Below are 25,495 nucleotides of genomic sequence, written 5' to 3'. Positions count from 1 at the left end.
CTGCTGGACCTCGCCGGAGCCGGACAGCTCCGCACCCCGGACGCCGAGAACACCGTCCACCCGCTGCCACGGCTCGCCACCGCGCTCTTCGGGCGCTCCGGCTGGCTGAACGAATTCCGGGCCCCCGCGCTCGCCGAAGGGCCCCGGCTCGTCGACATGTTCCTCGGCCTGCTGCCCGCATACGACGAGGAACGCGGCACCGGAGTCAGCCCCGAAGCCACCGAGGCACTGCGGGCGTTCGCCACCCGGTCGCCGGCGGAGGCCCCCGAGGGAGCGGAGACCCTCATCGGCGCCTTCGACCGGGCCGAGGCCCGGTGGTCCGAGCGGCGCGGCGAGATGCAGCGTCGCATCGCCGCCATCGACCGGACGAACGCCGAACTCGTCGCCGGGGACCCCGAACACCAGCGCCGTGCGCGCGAACTGCGCGCCGAACGCCGGGCGGTGGACCAGTGGGAACGCACCGACCGCACCCGCCACAAGCGCGAACTCCAGCGCGCCCGCTCGCTGCTCTTCGTCGCGGTCACCCGCGCGCGGGACGCCCTCGCGATCTCGTGGAACGGGGAACCGAGCCGCTTCCTGAAGCCCTTGCGGGCTACGGCCGCCGGCCGGAACCAGTGACTGCGGCACCGGCAGGGCCGTGCCGAGCGAGCCACGCCCGGACGTCTCGGTCGAGCCGTCCGGGCCGTTCGGGCATGTGAACCTGCGACCATCGGCACGATCTTCACGCACTTTGAGACCGGCAGTACCGGTCCTTGAATCGTCCTGCACCGCCTGCCACGTGCCGATTGTCCTGACTCTCCTCGATGCGTCAGCGGCTGGCCTGCGTGGCTCGCCGAGGTCGGTATGTACCTCGGCCGTGACGCTCGTTTGACGCTCTCGACGGCCGGCGACCTTCCCTCACAGCGGGGAAACCCTGCCTGACCTGCTCGTTCTTCGTCCGTCGTTTCCCGTGCCGTCTTTCCGATGACGCACCATGTGGAGTGCGTGGCGATCCTGGAGCCGGTGGAGAAGGGGCACTGAGCTGGGGGTTTGCGGGGTGGTGGGGTTGCTTGACCTGTTTGCGGTCAGGGAATCGGTCGATCAGCCGGAATGCCCTCTGACCTGCCGCTTCCCGCTCGAATCGGCCGCGGGCGTGCCTGCGGCCGAGTTTTCGAGGTCGGTGGTGTTCCAGCCGCGGTAGGCGGCGAAGACGTCGATGAGATCGCGGTGCGCTCCGCGGTCGGCGAGAGCGCGAACCTTGGTCCCGATCACGTCCTCCTCCTCAAGGACCGGCACGTACTCGGTCTGGGCGACCGGCCGTCAGAAATTGCTCGACAGGCGCGTCCAGGGGCTGCGGCGGACGTCCGAGCAGTTCGACGAGCCGATCGGTGAACTTTCCCGGGCAGGACTACGGCCTGACGCCGAACCTTTGAAGCTACTACGGCCCGGCGTCGAACCCGTTGAAGCTACTTCGAGACCCGCCTGGCCGTCATTACCCGGAAGAGCGACAGTGGACTGCCGGCTTCCCCGGCGTGCAGGGAAGCCGGGGAAGGGGCGGCTGCAGAGGTCAGAGCCACGAGGGTGAGCAGTGCGCACACGGGGTAGGCCCAGCCGAGCACAGCGAGGGGCCATGAGTAGTCGAGCGAGGTGATCCGGGGATGGAGTTGTACCAGCCAGAAAGCGAGATGGCAGGGCAGCGTCGTCGCCCAGGCGGCCTGAGCGGCTGAGCGCCATCGGGTGCGGTGCGGGGTGTGGAGGAGCCAGAACAGGGCGGGGAGGGCCCAGACCCAGTGGTGGGACCACGAGATGGGGCTGGCGAGGAGGCCGAAGACCTGCACCGCGAGGAGGCAGCCGAGCCGGTCGGACCGCTGTGCGCTGCGCACCGCGGCGACGAGTGCCAGCACGCCCACCAGGGCGGTTGCCGTCCACCATGGGGCGGACATGTCCACATCGTGGCCGAGGGAGCGCGAAAGCGCCCCGCGCAACGACTGGTTGAGCCCGGACCCGACGGGGCCGACCCGTGCGGCATCGCCCACCGCATGGAGCCAGAAGGCGCGGGAGGGCCCTGGCGCCAGCCACCATCCGGTCGCCGCCGCGGCGAAGAACGCCACGGCCGACCACGCGGCAGCTGTCCAGCGCTTGCGGATGAGGAAGTAGAGACCGGTGACCGCCGGGGTCAGCTTGATCGCGGCGGCGATTCCGACACCGAATCCCGCCGCGGCTGCCGGGCGCTGCTGGACCGCGAGGACGACCAGGGCCGCGAGCAGCAGATTGATCTGCCCGAAGGCGAGTGTGGTGGTGACCGGTTCGGTCCACATCAGGGCGGCGCTCCACAGCAGTACCCGCTGCCGGTGCTGCTCGGGTGGTGTGTCCGGGGCAGCCAGGCGCAGGCTGCCGTGAACGAAGACGACCAGCGCCAGGAGCGAGGCCGTGGTCCAGGCGGCGGCCGCCGGCGGGAACGGGAGCGTGGAGAGGGGAAGGAAGAGGGCAGCGGCGAACGGGGGGTAGGTGAAGGGCAGAGGGAAGATGTCGGGGCCGGGCAGGTCGAGCCGGAAGGCGTACAGGTCGCCGGAGAGCAGATGGGTGGAACCGGTGCGGTAGACCCGCAGATCCACCATGCCGGAACGGGTGCAGGCGGGGATCCACACCAGCAGCAGCATCAGCAGGGAACTCACGGCCAGCACCCATGCCGCTCGGCGGGCCAGCGCGGTCCGCACCGCCGGCAGGGGTGGCCACCGAAACTGTGGGTCCTGCGGTTCTCGGCCACTTGGCGGAACGACGTTGTCGTCCACGGCGGTTGTCATGGTTGTGCCCTCCAACAACTTCGCTCGATCCCGGGCGAATGCCCGGGAAGCCCCGGCCGGAGGACCTCTGCCGGCCGGGGTGCCGCCGTCATGCCACCATCAGGGTGAAGGCGCCGGGAACCGGCCTGTTTCGGCGGCTCCGGTCATGGCGAGGGCTGCCTGTGCCCGACTCCGCTGAGCCATCCACGCCAGCAACACCACGGTCACCGACCCCCCGATGACGGCGGCGACCGCATAGGTCCAGGTGGGCCCCCGGCCCGCGGGCAGCACCAGCAGGAGCAGAGCGACCACCGCCCCCTTCGCCCGGGCATCCGCCAGAGTGCGCCACGCCACCACAGCGAGCGGCACCCCGCCCCACAGCAGGTACCACACCTGCATCGCGGGAGCGCACATCACCAAGGCCAGCAGCCCCATTGCCGCAGCGCGTTCCGCCCCATAGCGGGGAGCACGCCACATGCAGAACACCGCCGCGCCCAGTCCCGCCAACGTCCCGACCGTACGTGCCGCGGTCACCGCCCCCGGCGCCGCGTTCCATCCCACCGCGGCCGCGATCCACTCCAGCACTCGGCCCACGTCCGTGCTCACCGACAGCAGCGTGTACACCTCGGTCGGCGTGTGCATGGTCCGCAGCCACCCCCAGCCCTGCCCGCACAGGGTCACACCCAGCCACAGCGTCCCGCCGGCCACCAGGGAGATCCCCAGAGCACGACCGCAGCGCCGTCGCCGGCCCGACTGCGCGGCCACCGCCACCATCGCGGCACACCCCAATGCCACCGCAGCGGGGGCCTTCACCAGCACGGCCCCCATCAGCACCGCAGCGCCCAGACCCCATCGCCCGGAGCGGAAGGCCACGAAACCGGCCATCATCAGGCCGACCATCAGTGCCTCGTTGTGCGCCCCGCCCACCACATGCGCCAACACCAACGGATTGAGCGGCGCCGCCCACCAGGCCCCTCCACCGTCGGCGCCCGTCCGCGCCGCCAGCCGCTGTACCGACCACGCCAGTAGGGCCAGCCCGGCGAGCGCCACCAGCCGAAGCCCCACGACCGCGGCGACCACATGATGCTCCCCGGTCACCGATACCACGGCTTGGCTCACCAGCACGGACACCGGCCCGTACGGGGCCGGTGTGTCCCGCCACATCTCCGGGACATTGGCGGCGAGCGAGCCGCCCAGTGCCGTCGGGCCGACCTCGTAGACATTCCAGCCGCGCTGGGCCAGCGCACCCTGGGCCATGTAGCTGTAGACGTCAGCGCTGAACAGCAACGGCGTGGGCAGCAGAGGCAACGCCCAGCATCCCAGCGTGCTCCACTGCTGCCTCCGGCTCATCACCGCACCGGCCCGCAACAGCGTGCCCAACTGCCACCAGGCCCACACCAGCAGCCCGAGTCCGGCATACGCCGCCGTCGCACCCACCGCCGTGAGGAGCGGGCCCGGTGCTCCCCACACCCCGTCCCGCACGCCTTGCGGCAACGCACCAGCGCCCCACGCACCCGCCGAGAGCAGCACGGAACCCCACATGCCCCGTCGCGTCCATACCCGGACCGCGCTCTCCATCGCTCTCATTCGGCCCAACCTAAATTCTTCCCCGGATTGCCAAACCAGCACCCGCGAAATGGACGGCGAACTCAGGATGTCGGCCTGTTGTCCACGGTCAGGTCCGTGACGGGGGCAGTGCGACAGAGCCCGTCTGACAGACGCTCACGGACCGGGCGGAGTCGTTCGCGTCCGTCGCGGCCGCTCTTCATGATCTCGGTTGCGGTGACCCTCCGTGGCTCTGGCGCCGACACTGAAAGTGATCCAGAACCTAGCCCATCGACAATCCTTCCACTGGTCGTTCACGGGTGATGTCACTCCATTCATCTGCGCCGCCCAGGATTCGCCACGGGCATGTCGTACATCGTCACGGCGTGCCCTTCACCTTGTGGCGAGCAGGAAGGACGGCTGCTGATGCGGCCCATAGAGCGTCGAGTACGGCCGGTTGGCGGATCAGGTGGACAACGGCTCGCGGGGGCAGCGCTTGCGGCGCTGCTCCTCGTGAGCGGCAACCTGACGGCGGCGTACGCCGAAACCGGTGCGGAGCAGCGCACACCAGGGCAGAGCGGGACGGCGGACGCCACGAGTCTGCCGACCCTCACCCCCGGCGACGGGGCGTATCTGGAGGGCACGCAGAAGGTTGCGGCCACTCCGACGCTGGCCGGTGACTCAGTGACGGGGCTCGCGGTCGACGGGAAGGCGATCGACGGCGAGCGGACGGTCGGGGTGTCCCGGCTCAGCTTCGACGTCGGGTCGAACTCGACGGAGGCCCGCTACCACAACTACGTGCTGGTCAATGGCGAGTACCGGGCCGACATCGGCGACCTCGTCAACGAGCGGGGCACGATCGAGATCCCGAACCAGCACCTCGTCAAGGGCGAGAACAAGATCGAGTTCTTCGCCGGCACGGTCGACAGCTCGTGCGGCACCAACCACGACGACTTCGTGCTGTCCGACATCAGCCTGGGCCTGCTCGGCGAGGTCGCGGACGGTGAGGAGAACGAGTACACGTACTCCTTCGGCGACGGCAGTTGCGGTTCCAACACCTCGCTGCTGACGAAGGCCGCACTCAGCTTCTTCGTCCTGGGCGAACCGCAGGGAACCACCGGCCTGCAGGGCGACCTGGACACCACGAAGCTCGCCAACGGCGAGCACGCCCTCACCGCGACGACCACCTCGGGAAAGACCGTCAAGAACACCGTGACGGTGAACAACGCCCCGGTGGGCGCCCCCCGGCTGCTGCCCAAGGACGGCACGCTGGTGGGCGGCCGGCAGCCCGTGTTCGCGAACTTCCCGGCGGGCGCCGAGGGCAGCGTCGAGTCGCTGACCGTGGACGGTGACGCGCCCGTCACCGATCCGCACCTCGGCAATGGCGCGGCGACCTTCTCCTTCGACATCGGGCCGAACTCGATCGACGACCGGTACGACAACTACCTGCTGGTCAACGGCAAGCGCATCGACCTGGGCGGCACCTGGGTGAGCCAGCGGGTCGACATCGCGATCCCGGCGCGTTTCCTGGTGCCCGGTGACAACACCGTCAAGGTCGTCACCGGCCCCTACAAGGAGAGCTGCGGCAACAACCGCGACGACTTCGACATCTCGCGTCTCGCGCTCGCCTTCGAGGGTGGCGCCGTCACCGGCCGCGACATCGCGGACTCCTACGCCATGGGCGACGGCACTTGCGGCGACAGCGACACCCGCCTGCGCGAGGTGGAACTGCGCTACACGATCGATGCCCCGGCCGTGCACGTCTCCGACACCCTCGGCTCCGGCAACGCGACCCTCGGTTTCACCGTGGGCAGCAACTCGATCGAGGCCCGCTACCAGAACCACATTCTGGTGAACGGTCAGAAGCACGTGCTCGAAAGCGACTTCGTCAGCCGGCACGTCGACCTGGCCTTCCCCAACGAGTGGCTCGTCCCCGGCTGGAACACGGTCGACTTCGTCGCCGGCACCTATCCGACGTCGTGCGGCGACAACCACGACGACTTCGCCCTCTCCGACATCACCCTCACCCCGGCGAAGGGCACTGCCACCGGCCGGATGCTCAAGGGCTCGTACAGCCTCGGCGACGGCAACTGCGGCGACAACGTCAACCCGCTGACCGAGATCGACCTCGAGTTCTTCGTCGAGGGCCCGGCCCAGGGCCTCCGCGCAGACCTCGACACCACGAAGACCGACGACGGCAAGCACACCCTGGCCGCGACGTCGAAGACCGGCAAGGCCGCGACCCGGGTCCTGGTCACCGACAACTCCGCGCCGCGGGTGGCTGCCAGCGTCCCCGCCGCCGGGCAGAAGATCACCGCCTCGGTCGTCCTCGATGTCCGGCTCGAGGACCTCTCCGGCGTGGTGAACGGCCCCGACGTCAAGCTCGACGGCAAGCCGGTCCAGCTCGGCGCCCCGGTGGGTCCGGGCCTGTCCGCCGGCGAGCACACCCTGACGGTGTCCGGCACCGACGGCATCGGCAACAGCGGCACCCGCGAGGTGAAGTTCGCCTCCGCCGGCATCCCGGACGTCCCCGCCAACCTCACCCCGAAGTCCGGCACGACTGACGCGGGCAGCAGCGTCAAGCTGTCGGCGAAGGTGGCCGAGCCCGACGGCGGCGAGGTGAGCGCCACGTTCTCCGAGGCCGAGATCCTCACCCCGAACCAGGTGTACCAGGGCACGGCCGCGTCCGTTCCCACCACGCTGACGGTCAAGGGCGAGAAGAAGGTGACGGCCGCAGGCCTCGCCCCCGCCGACGGCAGGACGCTCGACGCGCCGGCCGCCGAGGACGTCACGTTCCAGCGGTTCGACGTTCAGGTGAAGGGCCACGTCGACGCGCCGGTGCTGCGCTGGGAGGGTGTCATCGACCCCGAACGGCTCGCCGCGCTGCGCGTGTGGAACACCGCGACGAAGAAGTGGGACGTCCTGACCAGCGCCCGCGGCGCCGCCGAGGGCGACACCGTCCTGACCGCCGTCGTCGACCGCAAGTACGTCGACCGGCAGCAGGTCCACACCATGGTGACCGGCGAGGATCCGTTCGCCGACGACATCGACGCCGGTGACCCGAACCGGTTCGCCGACCCCGACTCGTACGACTTCTCGATCGTCCACTACACCGACACCCAGTACCTCTCCGAGGGTGCGGTGGAGCAGGAGACGCCCGAGGAGCGCGCGGTCTGGGAGAAGGCGTACGGCGACGTGTCGCGCTGGATCGCCGACAACAAGGACAAGCGCAAGATCGCGTACGTCGCCCACACCGGCGACATCATCGAGAACAACATTCGCAAGCCCGCCGACGAGGCCATGCAGCGCCAGATCACCGGCGAGCTGGAACTGTCCTCGAAGCAGCAGAAGATCCTGGACGACGCGGGTGTGCCCAACGGTGTGATCGCGGGCAACCACGACAACCAGTCGGGCACCGAGAACGGTCCGGACGCGATCTACAACCAGTACTACGGGCCCGAGCGCTACCAGGCGCTCTCCAAGGGCTGGAAGCACGCCGAGTACGGCGGCCCGTGGCGCGAGGGCGACAACCAGAACCACTACGACCTGTTCTCCGCCGGCGGCCTCGACTTCGTCGTGGTCGGCCTCTCCTACGGCGTGATGCGCGAGGAGGCCGAATGGGCCGACTCGGTCTTCAAGCGCTTCCCCGACCGCAACGGCATCCTGCTCTCGCACGACTACCTCGCGCCGAGCAGCAGCCCGAACGGACGCGGCGCCCCGTTCTCCGCGCCCGACGGCTCGATGCTGTACAAGACGGTGGTCCAGGACAACCCGAACGTGTTCCTGATCCTTGCCGGTCACGAGCACGGCGTCGGAACCAACGTGAAGCCCAAGGTCGGCGAGGTCGCACACGACGTCGTCGAGCTGCTCGCGGACTACCAGTTCTACACGGTGTCCGCTGACCGGCTCGGGCTCACCGAGATCGGCGGCTACAAGCCCGACGACCAGCTGCAGTTCGGCGCGAGCTTCTTCCGGATGCTTCAGTTCGACGTCGACCGCTCCGAGCTGACCGTGGACACCTACTCGCCGCTGCTCGACGAGTTCGGCGCCACCGAGTACGACAAGAACCACCGCTACAACGGCACCGAGGACAACATGGTGCTGCCGATCGACCTCAGCAGCCGCAAGACGACCTTCAAGACCGACTCGCTGGCGCTCTACGACCCCGTGAGCGTCATCGGGAAGACCGAGGTCGGCTCCGGTGAGATCGCCTCGGTGACCTGGAAGGGACTGGGGCCCGGCACGACCCACGCGTGGTTCGTCACGGCGCGCTCCACCGGCGGCGGCGTGAGCGCCTCCGAGCCGAGTGCCTTCGTGACCAAGGACGCCCACGGCCGGCCCGGCGTCTGGGGAGCGGACGTGCCCGCTTACCCCTGGTTCACGTCGTCCACCGACCGGCGCTGACCGGTTGACCCGCCGGTAACACCTGTCCGGCACCCACGCCCGTCGTCCCGGACCCGACCGGTCCGGGACGACGGGCTCGCCGCCGTTCGCCCCTTGACAACGAGAACCGAGACCTCCATGCGTCCCGCCACCTCGCCCACGCCAACGCCCCTGCCAACGCTCCTGCCCTCCTCCTGGCTGCCCCGGTTCCCGCCGCGTCGGCTGTCCGCCGCGCTCCTCACCACCGTCGCGGCCCTGGTGGCCGTGCTCGCCGCCGGCCTCGCCCATCCGTCCCCCGCCGTCGCGCACGATGTGACCTCAACCGCGTACGTCGAGGTGGAGGGCACCGGAGCCCGTGTCGAGGCGACCCTGGACCTCGAATACGACCTGCTCATGAAGTCGGCCTGGCTCTACGCCGAGGCGTACGAGGCGAAGGACCGCGCAGAGCAGCTGCACCAGCTGAAGGCCAACGCCGGCGCGGTGACCGAGTACGTCACCGGACGCTTCGCCGTCACCCACGACGGCAAGGCCTGCACACCCCGCCGCGCCGGCGACGCGGACATCCGCACCCGCTCCACCCGGCCGTTCGCCGTCCTCACCCTGGCCTACGACTGCGCGGGCGGCGCCGACGGCACCTACACGATCTCCAGCGCCCTGTTCCCCGACACCGAGAGCTTCGTCCACGGCGCGGAGACGATCGTCCACTACGACATCGCCGGGCAGAGGGGCTCCCAGGTCCTGTCCGCCGCCGAACCGACCCTGGAGACCGGCGGACACCACGAGTCGCACCAGATCGTGGAGTTCTTCCTGCTCGGCACCGAGCACCTGCTGTTCGGCCTGGACCACATCCTCTTCCTGCTGTCGCTGCTCATCGGCGCCCGTGGCCTGCGCGACATCGTTCTCGCGGCGACCACCTTCACGGCCGCGCACAGCGTCACGTTCCTCCTGGCGGCCACCGGCGTCGTGAACGTGCCGGGATCGGTCGTGGAGCCCGTCATCGCCGCCTCGATCGCCGTCGTGGCGCTGGCCAACGTCGCCTTGCGCAACCGCGAGGGGACCGGGCGCTGGCGGCTGCCGGCCGTCTTCCTTTTCGGCCTCGTCCACGGCCTGGGCTTCGCCGGCGCGCTCGGCATCGACGAGAACCGGTCCTGGGAACTGCTGTTGTCGCTGCTGAGCTTCAACGCCGGTATCGAGGCGGTGCAATTGGGCATCGTCGCCCTGGTGTTCCCGCTGCTGGTCCTCCTTCGCCGGACTCCCGCACACCGCTGGGCCCTGCCCGCGATGACCGCGCCCATCGTGATGGTCAGTCTGTACTGGTTCTGGGGCCGGGTGGCAGACGCGGTGTGACCGCGTGGGCGGGAAGCGCGGGACGCGTCATGCCCTGTTCACCACCGAGTCGCAGTGGCGTGCCCTGCTGGACCGGGGCGGTTTCGACACCGCCGACATCCACCGGGGAGCCAGGGCCGCGCTTATCGAAGCCGTCCCTCGCTGACCCCTGGCTCACCCCCGGCCCGGTCCTCGCGCAGGGCCTCCGACCAGGCATTCTTCCAGGGGGGACCTAGGTCCCTCCTGGAAGAGGGGGGACAGGCCCAATGTTCCCGGAGCGGTCGCAGGACAGACTGATGCCTGCAGGGACCAAGAGGTTCCGAACCGAGGAGGCCCGGATGACGACACCCGCACGCGCCTCCTGACCGCCCATGGATTCGAGATCGCCGCCGCCGTGGACACCGGCCCCGCCCTCCTGGACGCCCTGATCGAACACCGGCCGGACATCGCGCTCGTCGACGTACGGCTCCCGCCCACCTTCACCGACGAGGGCCTGCGCGCCGTCATCGAGGCGCGCAGCCGGATCCCGGGCCTCCCGGTGCTCGTGCTCTCGCAGTATGTGGAACAGCTCTACGCCCGTGAGCTGCTGGCGGACGGTTCGGGCGGGGTCGGCTATCTGCTCAAGGACCGCGTCTTCGACAGCCGCCAGTTCATCGACTGCGTGCGCCGGGTGGCCGCGGGCGGCAGCGCGATGGACCCCGATGTGGTGGCGAAGCTCCTGGCGGGCAACGCCTCCGACGCCCCCCTGGGCCGGCTCACCGCACGGGAACGGGAAGTGCTCCAACTGGTGGCGGAGGGCCGCTCCAACGCCGCCATCGCCGGGCGGCTCGGTGTCAGCGAGAAGGTCGTCACCAAGCACACATCGAATGTCTTCACGAAACTCGACCTCGTACCGTCCGACGACGACAACCGCCGCGTTCTCGCCGTCCTCGCCTATCTGAATTCCTGACAACTCTCGCTGTACAGGCGCCGTATAGCCCCCGCGGGGGATGCTGCGCCCGATGAGTCATGACCTCATTCGGGGAAATCAGAGAAATCACCGTCGTCGTCCAGGAGATACGGGCCGGGCAGACCGGCCCCGGCCGGCTCAGCGGCCTCGCGGCGACCAGGAGATGAAGGCGCTCGTCGCCGACACCTCCTGGATCCAGCGCCACGACGCGGTGGCGGCGCTCGCCGAACAGCCCGCCGCCTGAACCGTTCCCCTACGCACCACGCACCACGCATAACGCGCCCGTGCCCCGCACATCCCACACCCTGGACGAGGAGTCCCCATGCCACGACCGCACCGCTGGGCCGACCGGCTCCTGAAAATACCGGGAGGAAGGAAGGGCAAGTGGCTGACGCTGATCACCTGGCTGATCATCGTCGTCGCGTCCGTGCCCCTCGCCGGACAGCTCTCGGAGATCGCGAAGGACGAGCTGACCATCGAGCTGCCCCGAGGGGCCGAGTCCACCGATGTCGCCGGACTCGCCGACCGGTTCGCCGACGGCAAGATCTCCCTCGGCATCGTCGTCTACGTACGGGACAGCGGGCTGACCGCCGAGGACAAGGCCAAGGTCGCCTCCGACATCAAGGAGTTCGCGACCTTCGCGGCCGGCGAGGTCGGGCCGGCCAGGCCGTCCGACGACGGCAAGGCACTGACCGCGTTCGTGCCCCTCGACAAGGAGGACGCCATCGCACTCGCGGACAACGCGGAGAAGGTACGGGACCGGGCCACCGCCGACCGGCCGGACGGCCTCGAAGCCAGACTCACCGGTCCGGCGGGCAACTCGCTGGACGCCGCCGACGCCCGGGAGTCGACCGGCCGCGCGCTGACCCTCATCACGGTCCTCGTCGTCGCCGCCCTGCTCCTGATCACGTACCGCAGCGCCATCCTGTGGTTGCTGCCCCTGCTCACCGTCGGCGTCGCGTTCCTCACCACGCAGGCCGTCTCGTACCTCCTCGCCAAGGGCTTCGGGCTCACGGTCGGCGGCGGCAACGAGATCGTCGTGACAGCACTGCTGTTCGGTGTCGGCACCGACTACGCGATGCTGCTGCTGGCCCGCTACCGCGAGGAACTGCGGGTCCACGAGGACCGGCACGAGGCCATGCAGACCGCGGTCCGCAGGGCCGTCCCCGCGATCGCCGCGTCCGCGGCGACCGTCAGCATCGGGCTGCTCTGCCTGACGCAGGCGGACGTCGGCTTCAACTACACGCTCGGTCCTGCCGGGGCCATCGCCATCATCTGTGGTCTCGCCGCGATGACCACGCTCTTCCCGGCCGTTCTGGTGATCCTCGGACGTTGGGTGTTCTGGCCCAATGTGCCGCGCGCCGGAGTGGCTGTGAAGAACGCCAACCACCGCCTGTGGGACCGCGTCGGCGGCAGGATCTCCCGCCGTCCGCGCCTGGTGTGGATCGGCTCCGCCCTCGTCCTCACCGTGCTGGCCCTCGGCTCGCTCGGCCTGAAGACCGGTCTCGACGACGAGCACCTCATCGTCGGCAAGCCCGGCTCGATCGCCGGCCAGGAATTCCTCGCCGACCACTACCCGGCCGGCCAGAGCAGGCCCGCCGAGGTGATCAGCAAGGCCGAGGCCGCACCCGCGGTCGCCGCCGCGCTGACAGGCATCGACGGGGTTGCCGAGGTCGCCGCGCCGGAGAAGTCCACGGACGGCACTCTCGCCGGCACCCGGGCCGTACTGAAGGACAGCCCGGACAGCGCGGCGGCGGCCCGTACGGTCGACCGCATCCGCGCCGCCGTGCACGCCGTCCCCGACGCCGACGCCCAGGTCGGCGGCCCCACCGCGATGGCACAGGAGAAGACCGAGGCGCAGGCACACGACCGCAAGGTGGTGATCCCGCTGGTGCTCGCCGTGGTCTTCCTGATCCTGGTCGTCCTGCTCCGGGCCCTGGTTGCGCCCCTGCTGCTGATGGCGACCGTGGTGCTGTCCTGCTTCGCCGCCCTCGGCATCAGCTGGCAGCTGTTCCAGCACGTCCTGGGATTCCCGGCGGTGGACATCCAGGTCATGCTGATCGGCTTCCTGTTCCTGGTGGCACTCGGCGTCGACTACAACATCTTCCTCATCCACCGGATCCGCGAGGAGGTCGGTCACCGCGGCCACCGCGCCGGCGTACTGCGCGGACTCACCTCCACCGGCGGCGTCATCACCAGCGCCGGCGCGGTGCTGGCGGCGACGTTCGCCGCGCTCACCACGGCACCGCAGGTGGCGTTCATCGAGATCGGAATCGTCGTGGCCATCGGTGTCCTGATCGATACCTTCCTCGTGCGGTCCGTCCTCGTCCCGGCCCTGGCCCTGGACGTCGGCCGTACCTTCTGGTGGCCGGGCCGCCCCGTCGGCACGGACACCGCACCGCCCGCGGCGGGCGAACAGCCCACGCCGGCCGCGGTACCCGCGGGCAGCCGAGGCGGTGGCGTACAGCCCGGATACAGCCAAGGGCCGGAAGGCAGGGGCCTGTTCAGCCGGACAACTCCGGCGGGCAGCTCCGCTCAGCCTTCCGGCCCTTCGCGCTCTCCCGTCCGACCGGCGCGGCGGCCGCCCTACCCACCGGGAGCCGCAGCATGCCACCGACCGATCGGACCCGCCGCTGTTTACCCGGAAGTGCCAGGAGGGGGACGCGCGACGCGAGCCGCGGGGCGGTCACCGCTTCAGGGCGGTCTCCAGCCACTGCAGGACCTCGGGCGTCACCGGGTCGGTGATGTCCGCGAACTCGTCGTGCTTCTTGAGGAACTTCGCCACGTACGGGCAGACCGGCACGAGGCGCTTTCCGGAGGTGCGTACGTCGGTCAGGGCCTGCTCCACGAGGAGCGAGGCCAGGCCCTGGCCTGTGAAGGCGTCGTCGATCTCGGTGTGAAAGAAGACACGTTGTTCGTCGCGGTCGCGGTAGGCGGTGAGGCCCGCGCGCTCGCCGTCGACCAGAACCTCGTAACGGTGCCTGGAGTCGACTCTCTGAACGGTCGGCTCGGATGCGTGCTGGGTCATGAGGGGCCTTTCGGTGTCGTACGTCACTCAGCGGTGTGCAGGATTCTTGCGTGGTGCGATGCGGGCGTTCGGAAGGCCCGGCGCGGGAATGCGGCCGCCGTCGTAACCGTCGACACTTCCGAAGCGATCGGAGGCGTTCTCCCACGCTGCCCGGGCTTCGACGATGTCCTCGTGGCTGCGACCGATGAAGTTCCACCACATGACGATCGGTTCCTGGAACGGTGTGCCGCCCAACAGCACCACGCGGGCCGGGCTTTCCGTCTCGTTCGTCAGGGTCAGGGCGTCGCCTCCGGTGCCGATGTATCCCAACTCGGCCGGGTGCAGAAGTGTTCCGTCTACGCGGACGTTCCCTTCGTCGACGAGCAGGCCGTGCTCGAAACCCGGATCCACGCGGAGGCTGGTCGTCGAGCGCGGGTCGAGAACGAGTTCGGCGCCGAGCAAGGGCGTGAAGGTCCGTACCGGAGAGGTGTCACCCGCCAACGACCCCAGGAACACCCTGATGTCGGCTCCGTCCACCCGGACCCGTCGCGGGACGTAGTTCTCGAAGTCACTTCCGGTGTGCCGGTGTTCTTCGGGCAGAGCCACCCACAACTGGACGCCGTGCAGCGCGGTGGTGCGGGTGGTGGAGACCTCCGAGTGGCTGATGCCGTACCCGCTGGTCATGAGGTTGAGCTCTCCGGGCCGGACGAGCGCGTGGCTGCCGAGGCTGTCGCGGTGCTCGATCTCTCCGCTGAACAGCCAGCTCACGGTCTGCAGACCGGTGTGCGGATGAGGAGCCACGTCCATGCCACCCGTGTCGGCGACGTCGTCGGGGCCGTAGTGGTCGACGAAGCACCAGGCCCCGATCAGTGTCCGCGCCCGCTGCGGCAGCGTGCGCCGTACAGTCATCGCGCGCGGCCCGCCCAACGGGACATCCCGCGCGGACAGCACATCGACATGCTGCACGGCAGACTCACCGTGGTCTGCCGCACCCCGGCGCCGTTCGACCGGATCCACTTCGGCATTGCTCATCGCACGCCCCTCTCACTCAAGAATGATTTCACATTCAACAATCATGCCTGATATTAAGTCCATGTCCCCGCATGCGCACGGCAGAGGAGCGAGGGCCGGAAGCGGCCCTGGAGGAGTCCACGTTGAGTGACACGACAGCAGACCTGGCAAACCGACGGGTCTACATCGACAAGCAGAGCCCCAAGGCCTACCGCGCACTCGTCGGGACGGCCGACGCGGTCCGCGCGGCCGCCGCCGAGGCGGGGATCGACCGCAGCATGGTGGAGCTGATCAACCTCCGCGTGTCGCAGATCAACGGCTGCGCGTACTGCCTCAGCGTGCACACCGGGGCCGCGCTGCGCACCGGCGAGACGACGCAGCGCCTGGGCGTGCTGGCCGCCTGGCGCGACACCGAACTGTTCACGGTCCGGGAACGTGCGGCACTCGCCCTTGCGGAGGCGACGACCGAACCCGCGAACGCCGTCGAGCAGGAGAGAGCCTACGCCGCGGCCCGCCAGGTCCTCACCGAGGACGAGATCTCCGCGGTGATCTGGGTGGCCATCACCATCAACGCCTTCAACCGGGTCTCGATCCTGAGCAAGCATCCCGTGCGGGGAATCCCCCCTCAGTGATCCGGCAGGCGCGCCGGGCCGAGGACATCGCGCAGTTGGGTGCGGCCCGTGATGCCGAACTTGGGGAAGATCTTGTGCAGATGAAAGCCGATGGTACGGGGAGACAGATAGAGCCGGGCGCCGATGTCCCGGTTGGTCAGCCCCTCCGCGGCCAGTTGGGCGATCTCCAGCTCCTGCGGCGTCAGGTCGGCCACCGCTTCGGGGGCCGCGGAATCCGCCACGGTCACGCCCGCCGCGCGGAGTTCGGCCGTGGTGCGCTCGATCCAGGGGCGTGCGTCGAGCCGTTCGAAGATCTCGAGGGCGGTGCCGAGAACGGGGCGCGCCTCCGCGGCCCGTCGGCGCCGCCGCAGCCACTCGCCGAAGTCCAGCTGCGCGAGGGCGTGCTCGAAAGGCCATCGGAGGCAGGCCGGGTCGGCCCCCTGCACCGGGCCCGGCACGGTCTGGTGATGACGGACCCCGAGGTGGCCGCCGGTCTCCGACAGGGTGCCGCCTTTGGGGCGATCCTCCCGCCGGCCGGGTCCGCAGATGAGGGGCAAAAGCTTGCGGGAATATTCTGCAACATCTTGCGATCGTCGTGGCTGCCCTGCTTGACTCGCCTGCCGACAGCCACAGTTGCCGGTCGGCCGGAGAGGAACACCCATGAGCGCCGAGACCGATGTCCTCGTCCTGGGAGGCGCGGGAGTCGACACGATCGTGTACGTCCCGGAGCTGCCCCTCCCATACGCCGACAGCTACATGATCCGCCCCGGGATCGAGACGCGGGCGGGGCAGACCGGGGACTTCGTCGCGTTGGGGGTGAGCGCCCTGGGCCTGCGCACGCATCACCTCGACATGATCGGCGACGACCACGCAGGTGACCTGATCCGGGCGCTGCACCGCGACCGTGGCATCGCACTCACCGAGTTCCCGCTGCCCGGCGGCACCAAACGCGCCGTCAATCTCGTCGGCCCCGACGGGCGACGGCTGTCCCTGTACGACGACAGCCGGTCGCGGGAGGGGGACCGGCTGCCCGAGGCGACGGTGCGGTCCCTGGCCGCGGCGAGCCGTCATGCCCATGTCTCGATCACCTACCCGTGCGCCTTCGCTCTTCCCGCGCTGCGGGAGGCCGGAGTGACGATCTCGACCGACCTGCACAACTGGGACGGCGTCAACCCGTACCACGAGCCGTTCGCCCACGAGGCGGACCTCGTCTTCGTCTCCGCCGTCGCCCTGGCCGACCCGGAGCGGACCATGCGACGGGTCGCCGAGCGGGGACGTGCCCAGGTGGTCGTTGCCACGGCCGGAGCCGAGGGCGCCTGTCTGCTGGCCGACGGCGAAGTGACCCGGATTCCGGCCGTCACGCCCCCGGGGCCGGTGGTGGACTCCAACGGCGCCGGTGACGCCTTCGTATCCGGCTTCCTCCTCGGCTGGCTGGCCGGCGAACCGCCGCAGCGGTGCGGCCTCTACGGTGCGGTGGCCGGAGCCCACGCCTGCACGGTGGAGTCGACGCGAACCGACCCGATCGGCCGCGACGAACTCCTCGCCCGCGTCGCGGAGTCGCAGGGCGTCGGGAGCCCACTCTCCATCGCGGGGGAGGCCGTTGGATAAACGGTGCCACGGCCGGGACCGTCAGCTCCAGGGTGTCTCCGGCGGGCGGGCCGGAGCCGGGCCGAGGGTGGTGGTGCCCGGGCTGGAGCGGTGACCGAGACCGGTGCGGTAGGCATCCATGGCGGCTTCGGTGCGGCCCTCGCTGCGCAGCAGATCGCCCAGGAGCCTGCAGATGTCGGCGAGGTCGCCCGCCGCTCCGGCGCGTTCGAGCAGGGAGAGAGCGGTGACGTAGTGCTCCTCGGCGGCCTCCGCGTCACCGGATTCCTCGGCGATCAGGCCGAGCAGCCGATGGGCTCCGCCCGCGTGGACCGCGCCGCGGTCGGGATGGAGACCGCCGAGCAGGGCGCGCAACAGGGCCGCGGCCTCGTCGGCCTTGCCGCGGCGGCGAAGTACATCGGCGAGCTCCACCTCGACCTGGGAGGTGTAGAGGGCGGCGCGCTTGGAGACCAGCATGGAGTGCGCGGTGCGCAGTTCGCTCTCCGCCTTTTCCAGGTCGTCGTGCTGGGCGTGGACGTAGCCGCGCATCCAGTGGCAGTGGGCGAGTTCGGTGCGCATCTGCAGTTGCTGGTAGAGCTCGGCCGCCTTGGCGAGCGCGGCATCGGCGGCTGCTGCCCGGCCCTCCGCGATGAGGGTGCGGGCCACCGAGCGGTGCATGGAGGCGACCAGCGCCGGGTCGGAGACCTGCGGAGCCAGCGCCAGGGCCAGCTCGGCGGCCTGCGCGGCGCGGGCGTGCGCTCCCAGGTCCATGTAGGGCGCGATGGAGGCGGTGTAGAGCTGGAGCAGGGCGCCGGGGTCCTGCAGGCCCGAGGTGTTCAGTTCGTCGAGGGCGCTTTCCAGCAGGTAGCAGGAGTAGCGGAGTTCGCCTGCGAGGAAGTGGGCGACCGCCCGGCCGCGTACCGCTCGGGCCCGCTCGGGCAGGGGTGCGTCGGCCAGCTGATGTTCGGCGGCCTCGAAGTGGGCACGCGCCTGGTTGAGTTCACCCGTCTCCAGGGCGCATTCGCCCAGCCCCGTGAGGGCAGTGGCCTGTTCGGTCCGGAGGCCGTACTCCTCGGCCTGGGCGAGCAGCCGCTCGTACTCCACTGCCGCATCGGCCGCGTCACCGGTGGCCAGGATCCGCTGCGCGTCGGCCAGGCGGAGCCGGATCGCGGTGGCGAGATGACTGGGGCGCCCGGTGGCGAGCTCCTCGTACGAGACGCCGAGCCGCTCGGCGAGGTGGCGCAGCGCCGCCTCGGAGGGCCGGACCTTTCCGGCCTCCAGGGTGGAGATGTACGCGGCCGTGTAGGAGGGCTCGGCCAGCTGGCGCTGGGTCAGCCCACGCTCCTTGCGGAGCCGCTTCACCCGTTCGCCGATCATGAGAGGGGCGTCCTGGCCCATCGGGCGGTCCGCCCGCTCCGGTACGCCGCGCGCGGGGGTTCCCGCTGCCTCGTCGGCCGCGGCTGCCCGGCCGGTCCCTGACATCGTGCCTGCTCCTCCGCTGTCGGCTGCTCGGTACGGGTGAACGTCCCACGCGGCAGCAAGGACGGATGTGTGCCCGGATTGTTTCCCATGGCCGGATTCTTCGGTGGGATGTGCAAGCGCAACCTTATTCATCGGTGGCCGCCTCCTGCCAGGGAGCGCCTCGGATCAGGAGGCAGCCCCTGAGCCAAGCGAACTGCCACATGGGTTTAATACGGGATTCAAGGGCCCGTCCGGCCTGCATGCCGGCCTGGGCAGCGCGGACGGGTATGCGGCGAGATCCCGGAGTTCGATGCGGCGCCGCGACCGCGACGTCTCCGCCCGGCCGTCCGTGCACCGGTGGGGACACCGAATGACGTCACGCGGGCGCGTACCTCGGGGATTACGCCCATACCGAAATGGCTACGGCGCGTATCGCCGAGCAGCCGGGCAGCCCCCACCTGTCGCCGACGCACCGGGGTGGATCTCATGGACTCCCCATCCTCCGCGGCAGGCCCCGACAGGCCGACCGGGCGCCCGACGGCGTCCCGTGACCGCGTCATCGCTGCGGCGCTGCGCCGCCTGAATCGCCATGTCGACTTCAGCACCTGCACCGCCTATCTGCTGACGGAGGACGACCGGGCGCTGGCGGCCGCGATGATGGTCGACACCACCATGAGTTTCACGGTGCCCTCGGGCATGGCGGCGGACCAACCAGGAGGCCGAGTCCGGGCGCGGACTGCTGATCGTCGACGCGCTCGCCGGCGACTGGGGAAGCTCGCCCGCGGGGCGCGGCAAGACCACCTGGTTCGAGATCGCCATTCCGGCTGAATGACGAGGTGCTGCCGCGCCGTCCGGCGGCGTTGCGGCTTTACGGCGCCGCGTCGAGGTCTCGGGCGAGGAGCGTGGCCAGTTCCTCGATCGTGGCTTCCGCGCCCTCGCCGTCCGCGGCCGGCCGGGGCTCCTGGCCGCGGATGCGGCGGAGGTCCTGCGTACGCCGGTTTCTGCTCCGCCAACTCGGTACGTTCTCGGGTGACGTCACGGCCCGGCCGGTTCTTACTGGTCTCGTACAGGTTCGTCGGCCATACTGCCCGCCGTGGAGCAGCGCATAGATCCGAACACTCAGCCCGCGTACGCCGCAGGGACAGACCCGGCGTACATACCTGGTCTCACGGCCCCTCGCACCGTCGGGACGTCCGAGGCGGACCAGGAGAAGACCGAGGAGCCGGTGCCCGAGGGTGCCGCCCCTGACGACGCCCTTGCGGAGGGTGTCCCCGGGGGCACCGCCGCCGATTCCGGCTCGGAGGACGCAAAGGACGGGGAGCAGGAGGAACACGAGAAGGACGAGAAGGACGAGAAGGACGAGAAGGACGAGAAGGACGAGAAGGACGAGAAGGACGAGAACGGGCCCGTATTCGAGGTCAGCGACCGACGGGGTTCGATCACCGCGGACCGTGACGGCATCCGGTTCCGGCTGGACGACCAGGAGGCCGAGTTCCTCTGGGACGAGGTCGGTGCGGTCGAGGTGAAGGTCCCCCGGTTCGGGCGCCGGTTCACCGTCACCGTCCACATGTCGTCCCGCCGCTGGTTCAACGCCGAGGTCGAGGCGGCCGCCAGAAGCAGTCTCAAGGCGTGGGCGGAGGAACTCGACGTGGTGCTCGACGCCTACTTCGAGGAGTAGCCCGAGGCGGTGGCCGGACGGGCCGTTCAACGCCGTTGACGTCCGGCATGAGTTCTCGACATTGACCAGCTGCGGGTCGGTGATCGGAGCCGGAGTGCCGGTAGGCGGTCGCCTCCCGGCACTCCTGATCTCGATTCGCGGCCATCGATGCGATCGATCGGCCGGGCCCGGCGGGCGGCTCAGGACCGGCCGGGGCCGACGATGCGGGCCAACGCGCGCAGCCCGGCGACGACGTCGGCGCCGGTGGGGGCCTGGTCGGGATCCGTGAGCCACTGCGTCATCAGGCCGCCGAGCAGGGCCATCTGGACGCCGCCCAGGGTGCGCGCGGCGTCGTCGTCGACTGCGTCCTCGTCGACACCGCTGAGGATGGCCGCCAGCCCGCGCCGGCCCTCGGCCTGGCCCCCGGCGAGATAGCGGCGGAGGTCCGCGGAGTGCTCGGCCTGGGCGAGCGCCTCGATCGAGGCGAGCCACAGGGCGCGGTGCGTGCCGAAGGACTCGATCACCCGGTCCCACATCGCCTCGTAGCGTTCGGCGGGCGTGGCCCCGTCCCGCTCGAACGCGGCGAGGGTGCGGCCGGTGTGCGTCCCCCACTCGTCGATCGCCTCGATGAGCGCCGCGTTCAGTAGCGCCTCGCGGGAGCCGAAGTGGTAGCCGATCGCGGCCATGCTGACGCCGCCGGACGCGGCCGTGATGTCGCGGATGGTGGTGCGCGCCCATCCCTTTTCCTCCAGGCAGCGGCGGGCCCCGGCGAGCAGGTCTTCGCGATTTCCCATGGCCGCATGCTATCCAACGGTGGATCGACCGCATCAGACAAAAGCCTTAGGCGATCGAATGAGGCAAGCGTCTTGTGCAAGCGCCCAATTTCTCCTACGGTCCTTCCATCGCCATCGAGCAGGGGAGATCCGCAGTGAACGACACGGCTTCGAACGGCACCACAGCCCGCGCCGAACTGACCATCGACGGCCGTCGGCTGTCCTACCTCGACTTCGGCGGCACCGGCCGCCCGCTGGTCGCGCTGCACGGACACCTGTCCGAGGGCGCCACGTTCGCCCCGCTTGCCCGTGCGCTGAGCCCCGAATGGCGGCTGATCGCACCGGACCAGCGCGGCCAGGGCGAGTCCGACCGCACCTCCGACTACTCCCGGGAGGGCTACCTCGCCGATGTCCTGGCGCTCCTGGACCACCTCGATCTGGACCGCGTCGTCCTGCTCGGCCACTCCCTCGGAGCCATCAACGCCTACCAGTTCGCAGCCCGCCACCCCGAGCGCGTCAGCGCGTTCGTCAACACCGAGGGCCCCGCCGCGCTCGACCTGGACGGGCCGAATCCGCTCGGCTTCCTCCTGGGGCTGCCCTACCGGGCGCCCACCCGAGACGCGCTCGTGGCCGGGCTGGGCCCGGCCGCGCCGTACTTCTCCGACCGGATCCGGGAGAACCCCGACGGCAGCTGGCGACTGCCCTTCCACCCGCAGGACATGCACCGGTCCGAGGAGCAGGTGCACGGTGACCACTGGGACGACTGGACGGCCACCACCTGCCCCGCCCTGCTGATTCACGGCACCAAGGGCATCATCCCGCCCGAGCAGATCCGCGCCATGGTCGAGCGCCGTCCCGGCACCGTAACCTCCGAGCTGGAAGGTGACCACCTGATCCCCTCCACCGCCCCGGACACGTTCGCCGCCGCGGTCCGCGCCTTCCTCACCACGATCTAGTGCCCCTCCCGGCAAGCTTTGTCCTGTCGCACGCCGAGTCGATCAAAGACGAGCTCGTCGAGGACTTGTCCGAGAGGCTATGGCTGGTGCGATCGGAGACGGGAGTCTCGTACGCCGCCACGGTCCAAGCGGTCTCGTGGGCGGGAGCTTCGTGAATGCGCTCGATGCGCAGGGTCTGGGATTCGTGGATGGCGTGGGTGGTGTCGCCTGACCAGGTCCACCGCTTCTCCCAGTCGCTGTGAGCGTCGAGGAATGTGTCCAGGAGGGCATCGTGGTCGCCGGTATCGGCGGCGTAGGCGGGCACGGTCTCCGGTCCCGGGCTGGGAGGCTCAGGTGCGCCGGTCGGTGCGCCGAAGAAGCTATGGGCCGGGTGGCTCGTCAGTAAGATCCGATTCCATGCCTGTGGCGTGGTCCGAGCTACTGCTGGTCATCGACCGGGAGAGCGGCGAGCCGCTGCGACCCCAGCTGGAACTCGGACTGCGGGACGCGATCCGGAATGGATCGTGGTCTGCTCCGGCCACCTGCAGAGCCTCGGTCTGGCCCTGCGGGCGCTGGCCGGGTCGGGGGTCCGCACCGTGGCGTACGAGGACCCGGGATCACCGGCCGCGATCTCCTCCGCCGCGTCCCGGGCGGGCATGTCGGCGATCCCCGTACCGGTCGACGAGCGCGGCATCGACGTGCGGGTACACGCTGCGACCGGCGCCCGCGCCGTCGTCACGACCGGTCCTGGGGTTCGGAAACGTCGGCGAGCGCCCCATCACCACGGGCATCGCGGTGGTCGGCGATCTCCTCAGGGGTCGGTAACCCGGATGTCGGCCCGCGTGCCACGGCCCCGCGGGCGGGGTCTCGAACGGTTCGAAGAAAAAGGTTCGGCGGAAGGTGAATCCTCTCGGCACATCCCCGTCTCTTATGTGTGTACCGGCCGAACGCGCCGGAGGAACCGGGAGGAAACACCAATGATGGTCACGGGCCTCGTAGTCATCGGAGTCCTGCTCGTGGGTGCGTGCAGCTGGCACCTGATGCGGCGCTACAAGAGTCGAAGCTGACCAGCGCCTGTGCGCGGGGCGCCTTCCGGTATGAGTAGCACATGAACCAACGCTTCCCCTGGCCGGACGAGCGGCTGATCAAGGCTGCTCAGGACGGCGACGTCTCTTCGCTCACCACCGTGGTCATGGAATCGCAGCCTCATGTGCGCAAGTTCGCCATATCGCTGTGCGCCTCGCCGCAGGACGCGGAGGACGCGGCACAAGAGGCGCTGATCATCCTCTACCGGAAGATCGGCACCTTGCGGGCCACCGGCGCGCTTGCCTCATGGATGTTCCGGATCGTACGCAACGAGTGCCTCCGGCAGGTACGGCTGCTCGTCGCGCGGCGCGACGAGGCGTCGTCCGAACCGGAGGCGTGCGCGGAGCCGTCCGCCGAGGAGGCGGTGCTGCACAGGCTGGAGGTGGAGCGGATCGCGGCCGCGGTCAGCGCCCTTCCCCATGACCAGCGACAGGTCCTGATCATGCGGGACGTCCAGGGCCTGCCCGGCAAGACCGTCGCCCATTCGCTCGGCCTGAGCACCGCCGCGATGAAGTCACGGCTGCACAGGGCACGCGCAGCACTGCGTCACGCACTGGAAGCGACCGACCAAGCACCAGATCAAGCCATCGACCGACCAGTCGAAGGAGACTCACCGTGAACACCGTGAACATCGTGAAGCCCTCGCAGGGTACGAAGGACCGGGCCATCGCACAGTCCCCGGCGTCCGACATGAACTTCGCCAGCAAGTCCGTGCCGCGCCACCTGGCGCGCGGTGCCATCGGCTTCGGGCTGATCATCGGCTCGATCGCCATGGTGCCCGTCGCCGGCCCGGCCACCCTGCTGGCGGCCCCATTGGCCCTGATCGCCTTCCGCGGCTGCCCCACCTGCTGGATGGTCGGCCTGGCGCAGACCATCTCCCGTGGGCGTCTGGAGCGCCAGTGCGTGGATGGTGTCTGCACCCTCACCAAGGCGCATCCGGCGGCGAAGGCCACTCACGGGGCGACGACCCACGGCAGCACCCCGACCGCTTCCCGGTGACCGGTCCACGGTGAGTCCGACCGTCCTGCCCGGCCCCGGCATTGGCCCAGGTCAGCGACGTGGGGGAGAGCGCCACCACGGCATCGGTCCCGGGGTGCAGCACCGAGAGGTGCAGCGCTGCCTCCGCGCCCTTGGAGGTGCCCAGCACCCCGATGCACCGCGCCCCGCGCGACCGGAGCAGCTCGGTCGCGGACACGAACGTCTCCAGCGGGACCTCACAGATCCCCGGCGGCTGCCCGGCGCCGCCGAACCAGCGGACCGACAGGCCGGTCAGGCCCTCCCGCGTCAGGATCCGGCATCGCTCGTCCTCGATCCGTCCACTGGACCCGGGAAGGACGAGCGGGCCGGTATTGCTGCCCCGTGCAGGCACGGTGAGGAAACCCCTCGCACGCGCCCTCGCGCACACCGTCGTGCGGAACGGTGAGCGCGCGTTCGATGATGCCCGTCCGCCGGTCAGGCGTCGGCGAGAACCACCGAGCGGGTCAGGTGACGGGGGCTGTCCGGGTCGATGCCGGCGGCCTCGGCGCGGGCGATCGCCAGACGCTGTACGCGGACCAGCTCGGCCAGCGGGTCCAGGCCGCTCGCCACCCAGCGGGCGCCGGTCGACGCGACCTGCTCCTCAAGACCCTCGGGTGCGGTACCGAACACCCAGGTGGCGGTGCCGGTGGTGGCGATGCTGATCGGACCGTGGCGGTACTCCATCGCGGGGTAGGACTCGGTCCAGGAGAGCGACGCCTCCTTCATCTTGAGCGCGGCCTCGTTGGCGAGACCGACCGTCCAGCCCCGGCCGAGGAAGGTGAACTGGGTGCACTCCAGCAGTCCTTCGGGCAGCGGCTCGGCCAGTGCGGTCTCCGCGTCGCGGACCACGGCGTCGGTGTGCAGGCCGAGGTGGGCACGGAGCAGCGTGAGCAGCGTGGTGGCGAACCGGGTCTGCACCACGGACTGCTCGTCGGCGAAGTCGAGGACGACGACATCGTCGGCGGACGTCATCACCGGGGTGTTCGGGTCGGCCGTGATCGCGACGGTACGGGTGACGCCACGGAGCCGGCCGAGCAGCTCCAGCACCTCGGTCGTCGTGCCCGAGCGGGTGAGCGCCACGACCCGGTCGTAGCTGCGGCCGAAGGGGAACTCCGATGCGGCGAACGCGTCGGACTCGCCCTGCCCGGATTCCTCGCGGAGCGCGGCGTACGCCTGGGCCATGTAGAACGAGGTGCCGCAGCCGACGACGGCGATGCGCTCGCCCGTGGCGGGCAGGGCGGCCGACTGGCTCTGTGCCAGGTCCGCGGCGCGGCGCCAGCACTCCGGCTGGCTGGCTGTCTCAATCTCGACAAACGACACTTTTACACTCCGTGTGGGTGTTGGGATGCTCGCTAACGCACGTTATACGGGTTCTACAATCATTATCA

Annotated in this window: 20 protein-coding genes and 4 pseudogenes; 13 read left to right on the top strand and 11 right to left on the bottom strand. The window is 70.1% G+C overall.

All coding sequences use genetic code 11. The annotated features are described in order from the left end of the window. Window positions 1-480: 480 nt before the first annotated feature. A pseudogene (locus tag ACWD6R_RS21470) lies at window positions 481-618 on the top strand (3'-5' exonuclease); the annotation flags it as partial. Between the two features lie 490 nt (window positions 619-1,108). Here ACWD6R_RS21470 and ACWD6R_RS21465 read toward each other — a convergent pair. From ACWD6R_RS21465 to mptB, 3 genes and pseudogenes are all read right to left on the bottom strand, one after another. Next, window positions 1,109-1,296 (bottom strand): annotated as a pseudogene (locus tag ACWD6R_RS21465) (nucleotidyl transferase AbiEii/AbiGii toxin family protein); the annotation flags it as partial. A gap of 149 nt (window positions 1,297-1,445) precedes the next feature. Then, window positions 1,446-2,654 carry a glycosyltransferase 87 family protein gene (locus ACWD6R_RS21460; RefSeq protein WP_451820143.1) on the bottom strand — a complete coding sequence of 403 codons (1,209 nt, stop codon included), beginning with the start codon at window positions 2,652-2,654 and terminating at the stop codon, window positions 1,446-1,448. Between the two features lie 228 nt (window positions 2,655-2,882). Next, window positions 2,883-4,349, bottom strand: coding sequence for a polyprenol phosphomannose-dependent alpha 1,6 mannosyltransferase MptB (mptB, locus tag ACWD6R_RS21455; protein ID WP_451820142.1), 1,467 nt, complete (start codon window positions 4,347-4,349; stop codon window positions 2,883-2,885). A 471-nt stretch (window positions 4,350-4,820) separates the two neighbouring features. Between mptB and ACWD6R_RS21450 the strand changes: the two genes are divergently transcribed. From ACWD6R_RS21450 to ACWD6R_RS21430, 5 genes and pseudogenes are all read left to right on the top strand, one after another. After that, entirely contained in the window at window positions 4,821-8,711 is a 3,891-nt protein-coding gene (locus ACWD6R_RS21450; protein ID WP_451820141.1) for a metallophosphoesterase, read from the top strand. A 93-nt stretch (window positions 8,712-8,804) separates the two neighbouring features. Next, entirely contained in the window at window positions 8,805-10,037 is a 1,233-nt protein-coding gene (locus ACWD6R_RS21445) for a HupE/UreJ family protein (protein WP_451820140.1), read from the top strand. 4 nt (window positions 10,038-10,041) lie between these two features. Next, window positions 10,042-10,182 carry a hypothetical protein gene (locus ACWD6R_RS21440; protein ID WP_451820139.1) on the top strand — a complete coding sequence of 47 codons (141 nt, stop codon included), beginning with the start codon at window positions 10,042-10,044 and terminating at the stop codon, window positions 10,180-10,182. A gap of 195 nt (window positions 10,183-10,377) precedes the next feature. Further along, on the top strand, window positions 10,378-10,965 hold the full coding sequence (locus ACWD6R_RS21435; protein WP_451820176.1) for a LuxR C-terminal-related transcriptional regulator: 588 nt from the start codon (window positions 10,378-10,380) through the stop codon (window positions 10,963-10,965). A gap of 322 nt (window positions 10,966-11,287) precedes the next feature. After that, window positions 11,288-13,327 (top strand): annotated as a pseudogene (locus tag ACWD6R_RS21430) (MMPL family transporter); the annotation flags it as partial. Window positions 13,328-13,651: 324 nt separating this feature from the next. Here ACWD6R_RS21430 and ACWD6R_RS21425 read toward each other — a convergent pair. After that, window positions 13,652-13,993 carry a GNAT family N-acetyltransferase gene (locus tag ACWD6R_RS21425; protein ID WP_451820175.1) on the bottom strand — a complete coding sequence of 114 codons (342 nt, stop codon included), beginning with the start codon at window positions 13,991-13,993 and terminating at the stop codon, window positions 13,652-13,654. 27 nt (window positions 13,994-14,020) lie between these two features. Next, window positions 14,021-15,004: a pirin family protein gene (locus ACWD6R_RS21420; RefSeq protein WP_451820174.1), complete on the bottom strand. Its 984-nt coding sequence runs from the start codon at window positions 15,002-15,004 to the stop codon at window positions 14,021-14,023. Between the two features lie 122 nt (window positions 15,005-15,126). Here ACWD6R_RS21420 and ACWD6R_RS21415 point away from each other — a divergent pair, with 122 nt between their 5' ends. Beyond that, window positions 15,127-15,615 carry a carboxymuconolactone decarboxylase family protein gene (locus ACWD6R_RS21415; RefSeq protein ID WP_451820138.1) on the top strand — a complete coding sequence of 163 codons (489 nt, stop codon included), beginning with the start codon at window positions 15,127-15,129 and terminating at the stop codon, window positions 15,613-15,615. Here the strand turns inward: ACWD6R_RS21415 and ACWD6R_RS21410 are convergent. Continuing rightward, window positions 15,609-16,028: pseudogene (locus ACWD6R_RS21410) on the bottom strand (helix-turn-helix transcriptional regulator); the annotation flags it as partial. The gene ACWD6R_RS21415 and the pseudogene ACWD6R_RS21410 overlap by 7 nt on opposite strands. Window positions 16,029-16,254: 226 nt before the next feature. Here ACWD6R_RS21410 and ACWD6R_RS21405 point away from each other — a divergent pair. After that, window positions 16,255-17,202: an adenosine kinase gene (locus ACWD6R_RS21405; protein ID WP_451820137.1), complete on the top strand. Its 948-nt coding sequence runs from the start codon at window positions 16,255-16,257 to the stop codon at window positions 17,200-17,202. A 21-nt stretch (window positions 17,203-17,223) separates the two neighbouring features. Here the strand turns inward: ACWD6R_RS21405 and ACWD6R_RS21400 are convergent, their stop codons facing one another. Continuing rightward, window positions 17,224-18,576: a helix-turn-helix domain-containing protein gene (locus ACWD6R_RS21400; protein WP_451820173.1), complete on the bottom strand. Its 1,353-nt coding sequence runs from the start codon at window positions 18,574-18,576 to the stop codon at window positions 17,224-17,226. 549 nt (window positions 18,577-19,125) lie between these two features. On the opposite strand from ACWD6R_RS21400, the gene ACWD6R_RS21395 reads away from it, so the two are divergent. Next, window positions 19,126-19,467, top strand: a complete 342-nt coding sequence (locus tag ACWD6R_RS21395; RefSeq protein WP_451820136.1) for a hypothetical protein — start codon at window positions 19,126-19,128, stop codon at window positions 19,465-19,467. A 40-nt stretch (window positions 19,468-19,507) separates the two neighbouring features. On the opposite strand, the gene ACWD6R_RS21390 is transcribed toward ACWD6R_RS21395, so the two are convergent. After that, window positions 19,508-19,678, bottom strand: a complete 171-nt coding sequence (locus ACWD6R_RS21390; protein ID WP_451820135.1) for a hypothetical protein — start codon at window positions 19,676-19,678, stop codon at window positions 19,508-19,510. Between the two features lie 54 nt (window positions 19,679-19,732). Between ACWD6R_RS21390 and ACWD6R_RS21385 the strand changes: the two genes are divergently transcribed. Next, entirely contained in the window at window positions 19,733-20,317 is a 585-nt protein-coding gene (locus tag ACWD6R_RS21385) for a hypothetical protein (RefSeq protein ID WP_451820134.1), read from the top strand. 179 nt (window positions 20,318-20,496) lie between these two features. Here the strand turns inward: ACWD6R_RS21385 and ACWD6R_RS21380 are convergent, their stop codons facing one another. Beyond that, entirely contained in the window at window positions 20,497-21,090 is a 594-nt protein-coding gene (locus ACWD6R_RS21380) for a TetR/AcrR family transcriptional regulator (protein WP_451820133.1), read from the bottom strand. A gap of 134 nt (window positions 21,091-21,224) precedes the next feature. Between ACWD6R_RS21380 and ACWD6R_RS21375 the strand changes: the two genes are divergently transcribed. Continuing rightward, complete coding sequence (locus tag ACWD6R_RS21375) at window positions 21,225-22,025, top strand: alpha/beta fold hydrolase (RefSeq protein WP_451820132.1); 801 nt, start codon at window positions 21,225-21,227, stop codon at window positions 22,023-22,025. On the opposite strand, the gene ACWD6R_RS21370 is transcribed toward ACWD6R_RS21375, so the two are convergent. Next, window positions 22,012-22,329 (bottom strand): hypothetical protein, encoded by a 318-nt coding sequence (locus ACWD6R_RS21370; RefSeq protein WP_451820131.1) that lies wholly within the window; start codon window positions 22,327-22,329, stop codon window positions 22,012-22,014. The genes ACWD6R_RS21375 and ACWD6R_RS21370 overlap by 14 nt on opposite strands. 783 nt (window positions 22,330-23,112) lie before the next feature. Between ACWD6R_RS21370 and ACWD6R_RS21365 the strand changes: the two genes are divergently transcribed. Continuing rightward, window positions 23,113-23,709, top strand: coding sequence for an RNA polymerase sigma factor (locus ACWD6R_RS21365; protein ID WP_451820130.1), 597 nt, complete (start codon window positions 23,113-23,115; stop codon window positions 23,707-23,709). Next, complete coding sequence (locus ACWD6R_RS21360; protein ID WP_451820129.1) at window positions 23,706-24,089, top strand: hypothetical protein; 384 nt, start codon at window positions 23,706-23,708, stop codon at window positions 24,087-24,089. The genes ACWD6R_RS21365 and ACWD6R_RS21360 overlap by 4 nt, the downstream gene beginning before the upstream one ends. 453 nt (window positions 24,090-24,542) lie before the next feature. On the opposite strand, the gene ACWD6R_RS21355 is transcribed toward ACWD6R_RS21360, so the two are convergent. Next, window positions 24,543-25,427, bottom strand: a complete 885-nt coding sequence (locus ACWD6R_RS21355; RefSeq protein WP_451820128.1) for an SIS domain-containing protein — start codon at window positions 25,425-25,427, stop codon at window positions 24,543-24,545. Window positions 25,428-25,495: the final 68 nt, after the last annotated feature.

It is taken from the genome of Streptomyces sp. NPDC005151, from assembly GCF_053599875.1.
The sequence above is the reverse complement of the archived record's forward strand: the minus strand, read 5'-3'. Positions and strand labels throughout refer to the sequence as shown.

What these genes read in the sequence shown, in the direction of transcription:
- mptB (WP_451820142.1), bottom strand. Translation starts at nt 4,349, where the DNA reads ATGAGAGCGATGGAGAGCGCGGTCCGGGTATGGACGCGACGGGGCATG.
- ACWD6R_RS21425 (WP_451820175.1), bottom strand. Translation starts at nt 13,993, where the DNA reads ATGACCCAGCACGCATCCGAGCCGACCGTTCAGAGAGTCGACTCCAGG.
- ACWD6R_RS21420 (WP_451820174.1), bottom strand. Translation starts at nt 15,004, where the DNA reads ATGAGCAATGCCGAAGTGGATCCGGTCGAACGGCGCCGGGGTGCGGCA.
- ACWD6R_RS21405 (WP_451820137.1), top strand. Translation starts at nt 16,255, where the DNA reads ATGAGCGCCGAGACCGATGTCCTCGTCCTGGGAGGCGCGGGAGTCGAC.
- ACWD6R_RS21400 (WP_451820173.1), bottom strand. Translation starts at nt 18,576, where the DNA reads ATGGGCCAGGACGCCCCTCTCATGATCGGCGAACGGGTGAAGCGGCTC.
- ACWD6R_RS21395 (WP_451820136.1), top strand. Translation starts at nt 19,126, where the DNA reads ATGGACTCCCCATCCTCCGCGGCAGGCCCCGACAGGCCGACCGGGCGC.
- ACWD6R_RS21380 (WP_451820133.1), bottom strand. Translation starts at nt 21,090, where the DNA reads ATGGGAAATCGCGAAGACCTGCTCGCCGGGGCCCGCCGCTGCCTGGAG.
- ACWD6R_RS21365 (WP_451820130.1), top strand. Translation starts at nt 23,113, where the DNA reads ATGAACCAACGCTTCCCCTGGCCGGACGAGCGGCTGATCAAGGCTGCT.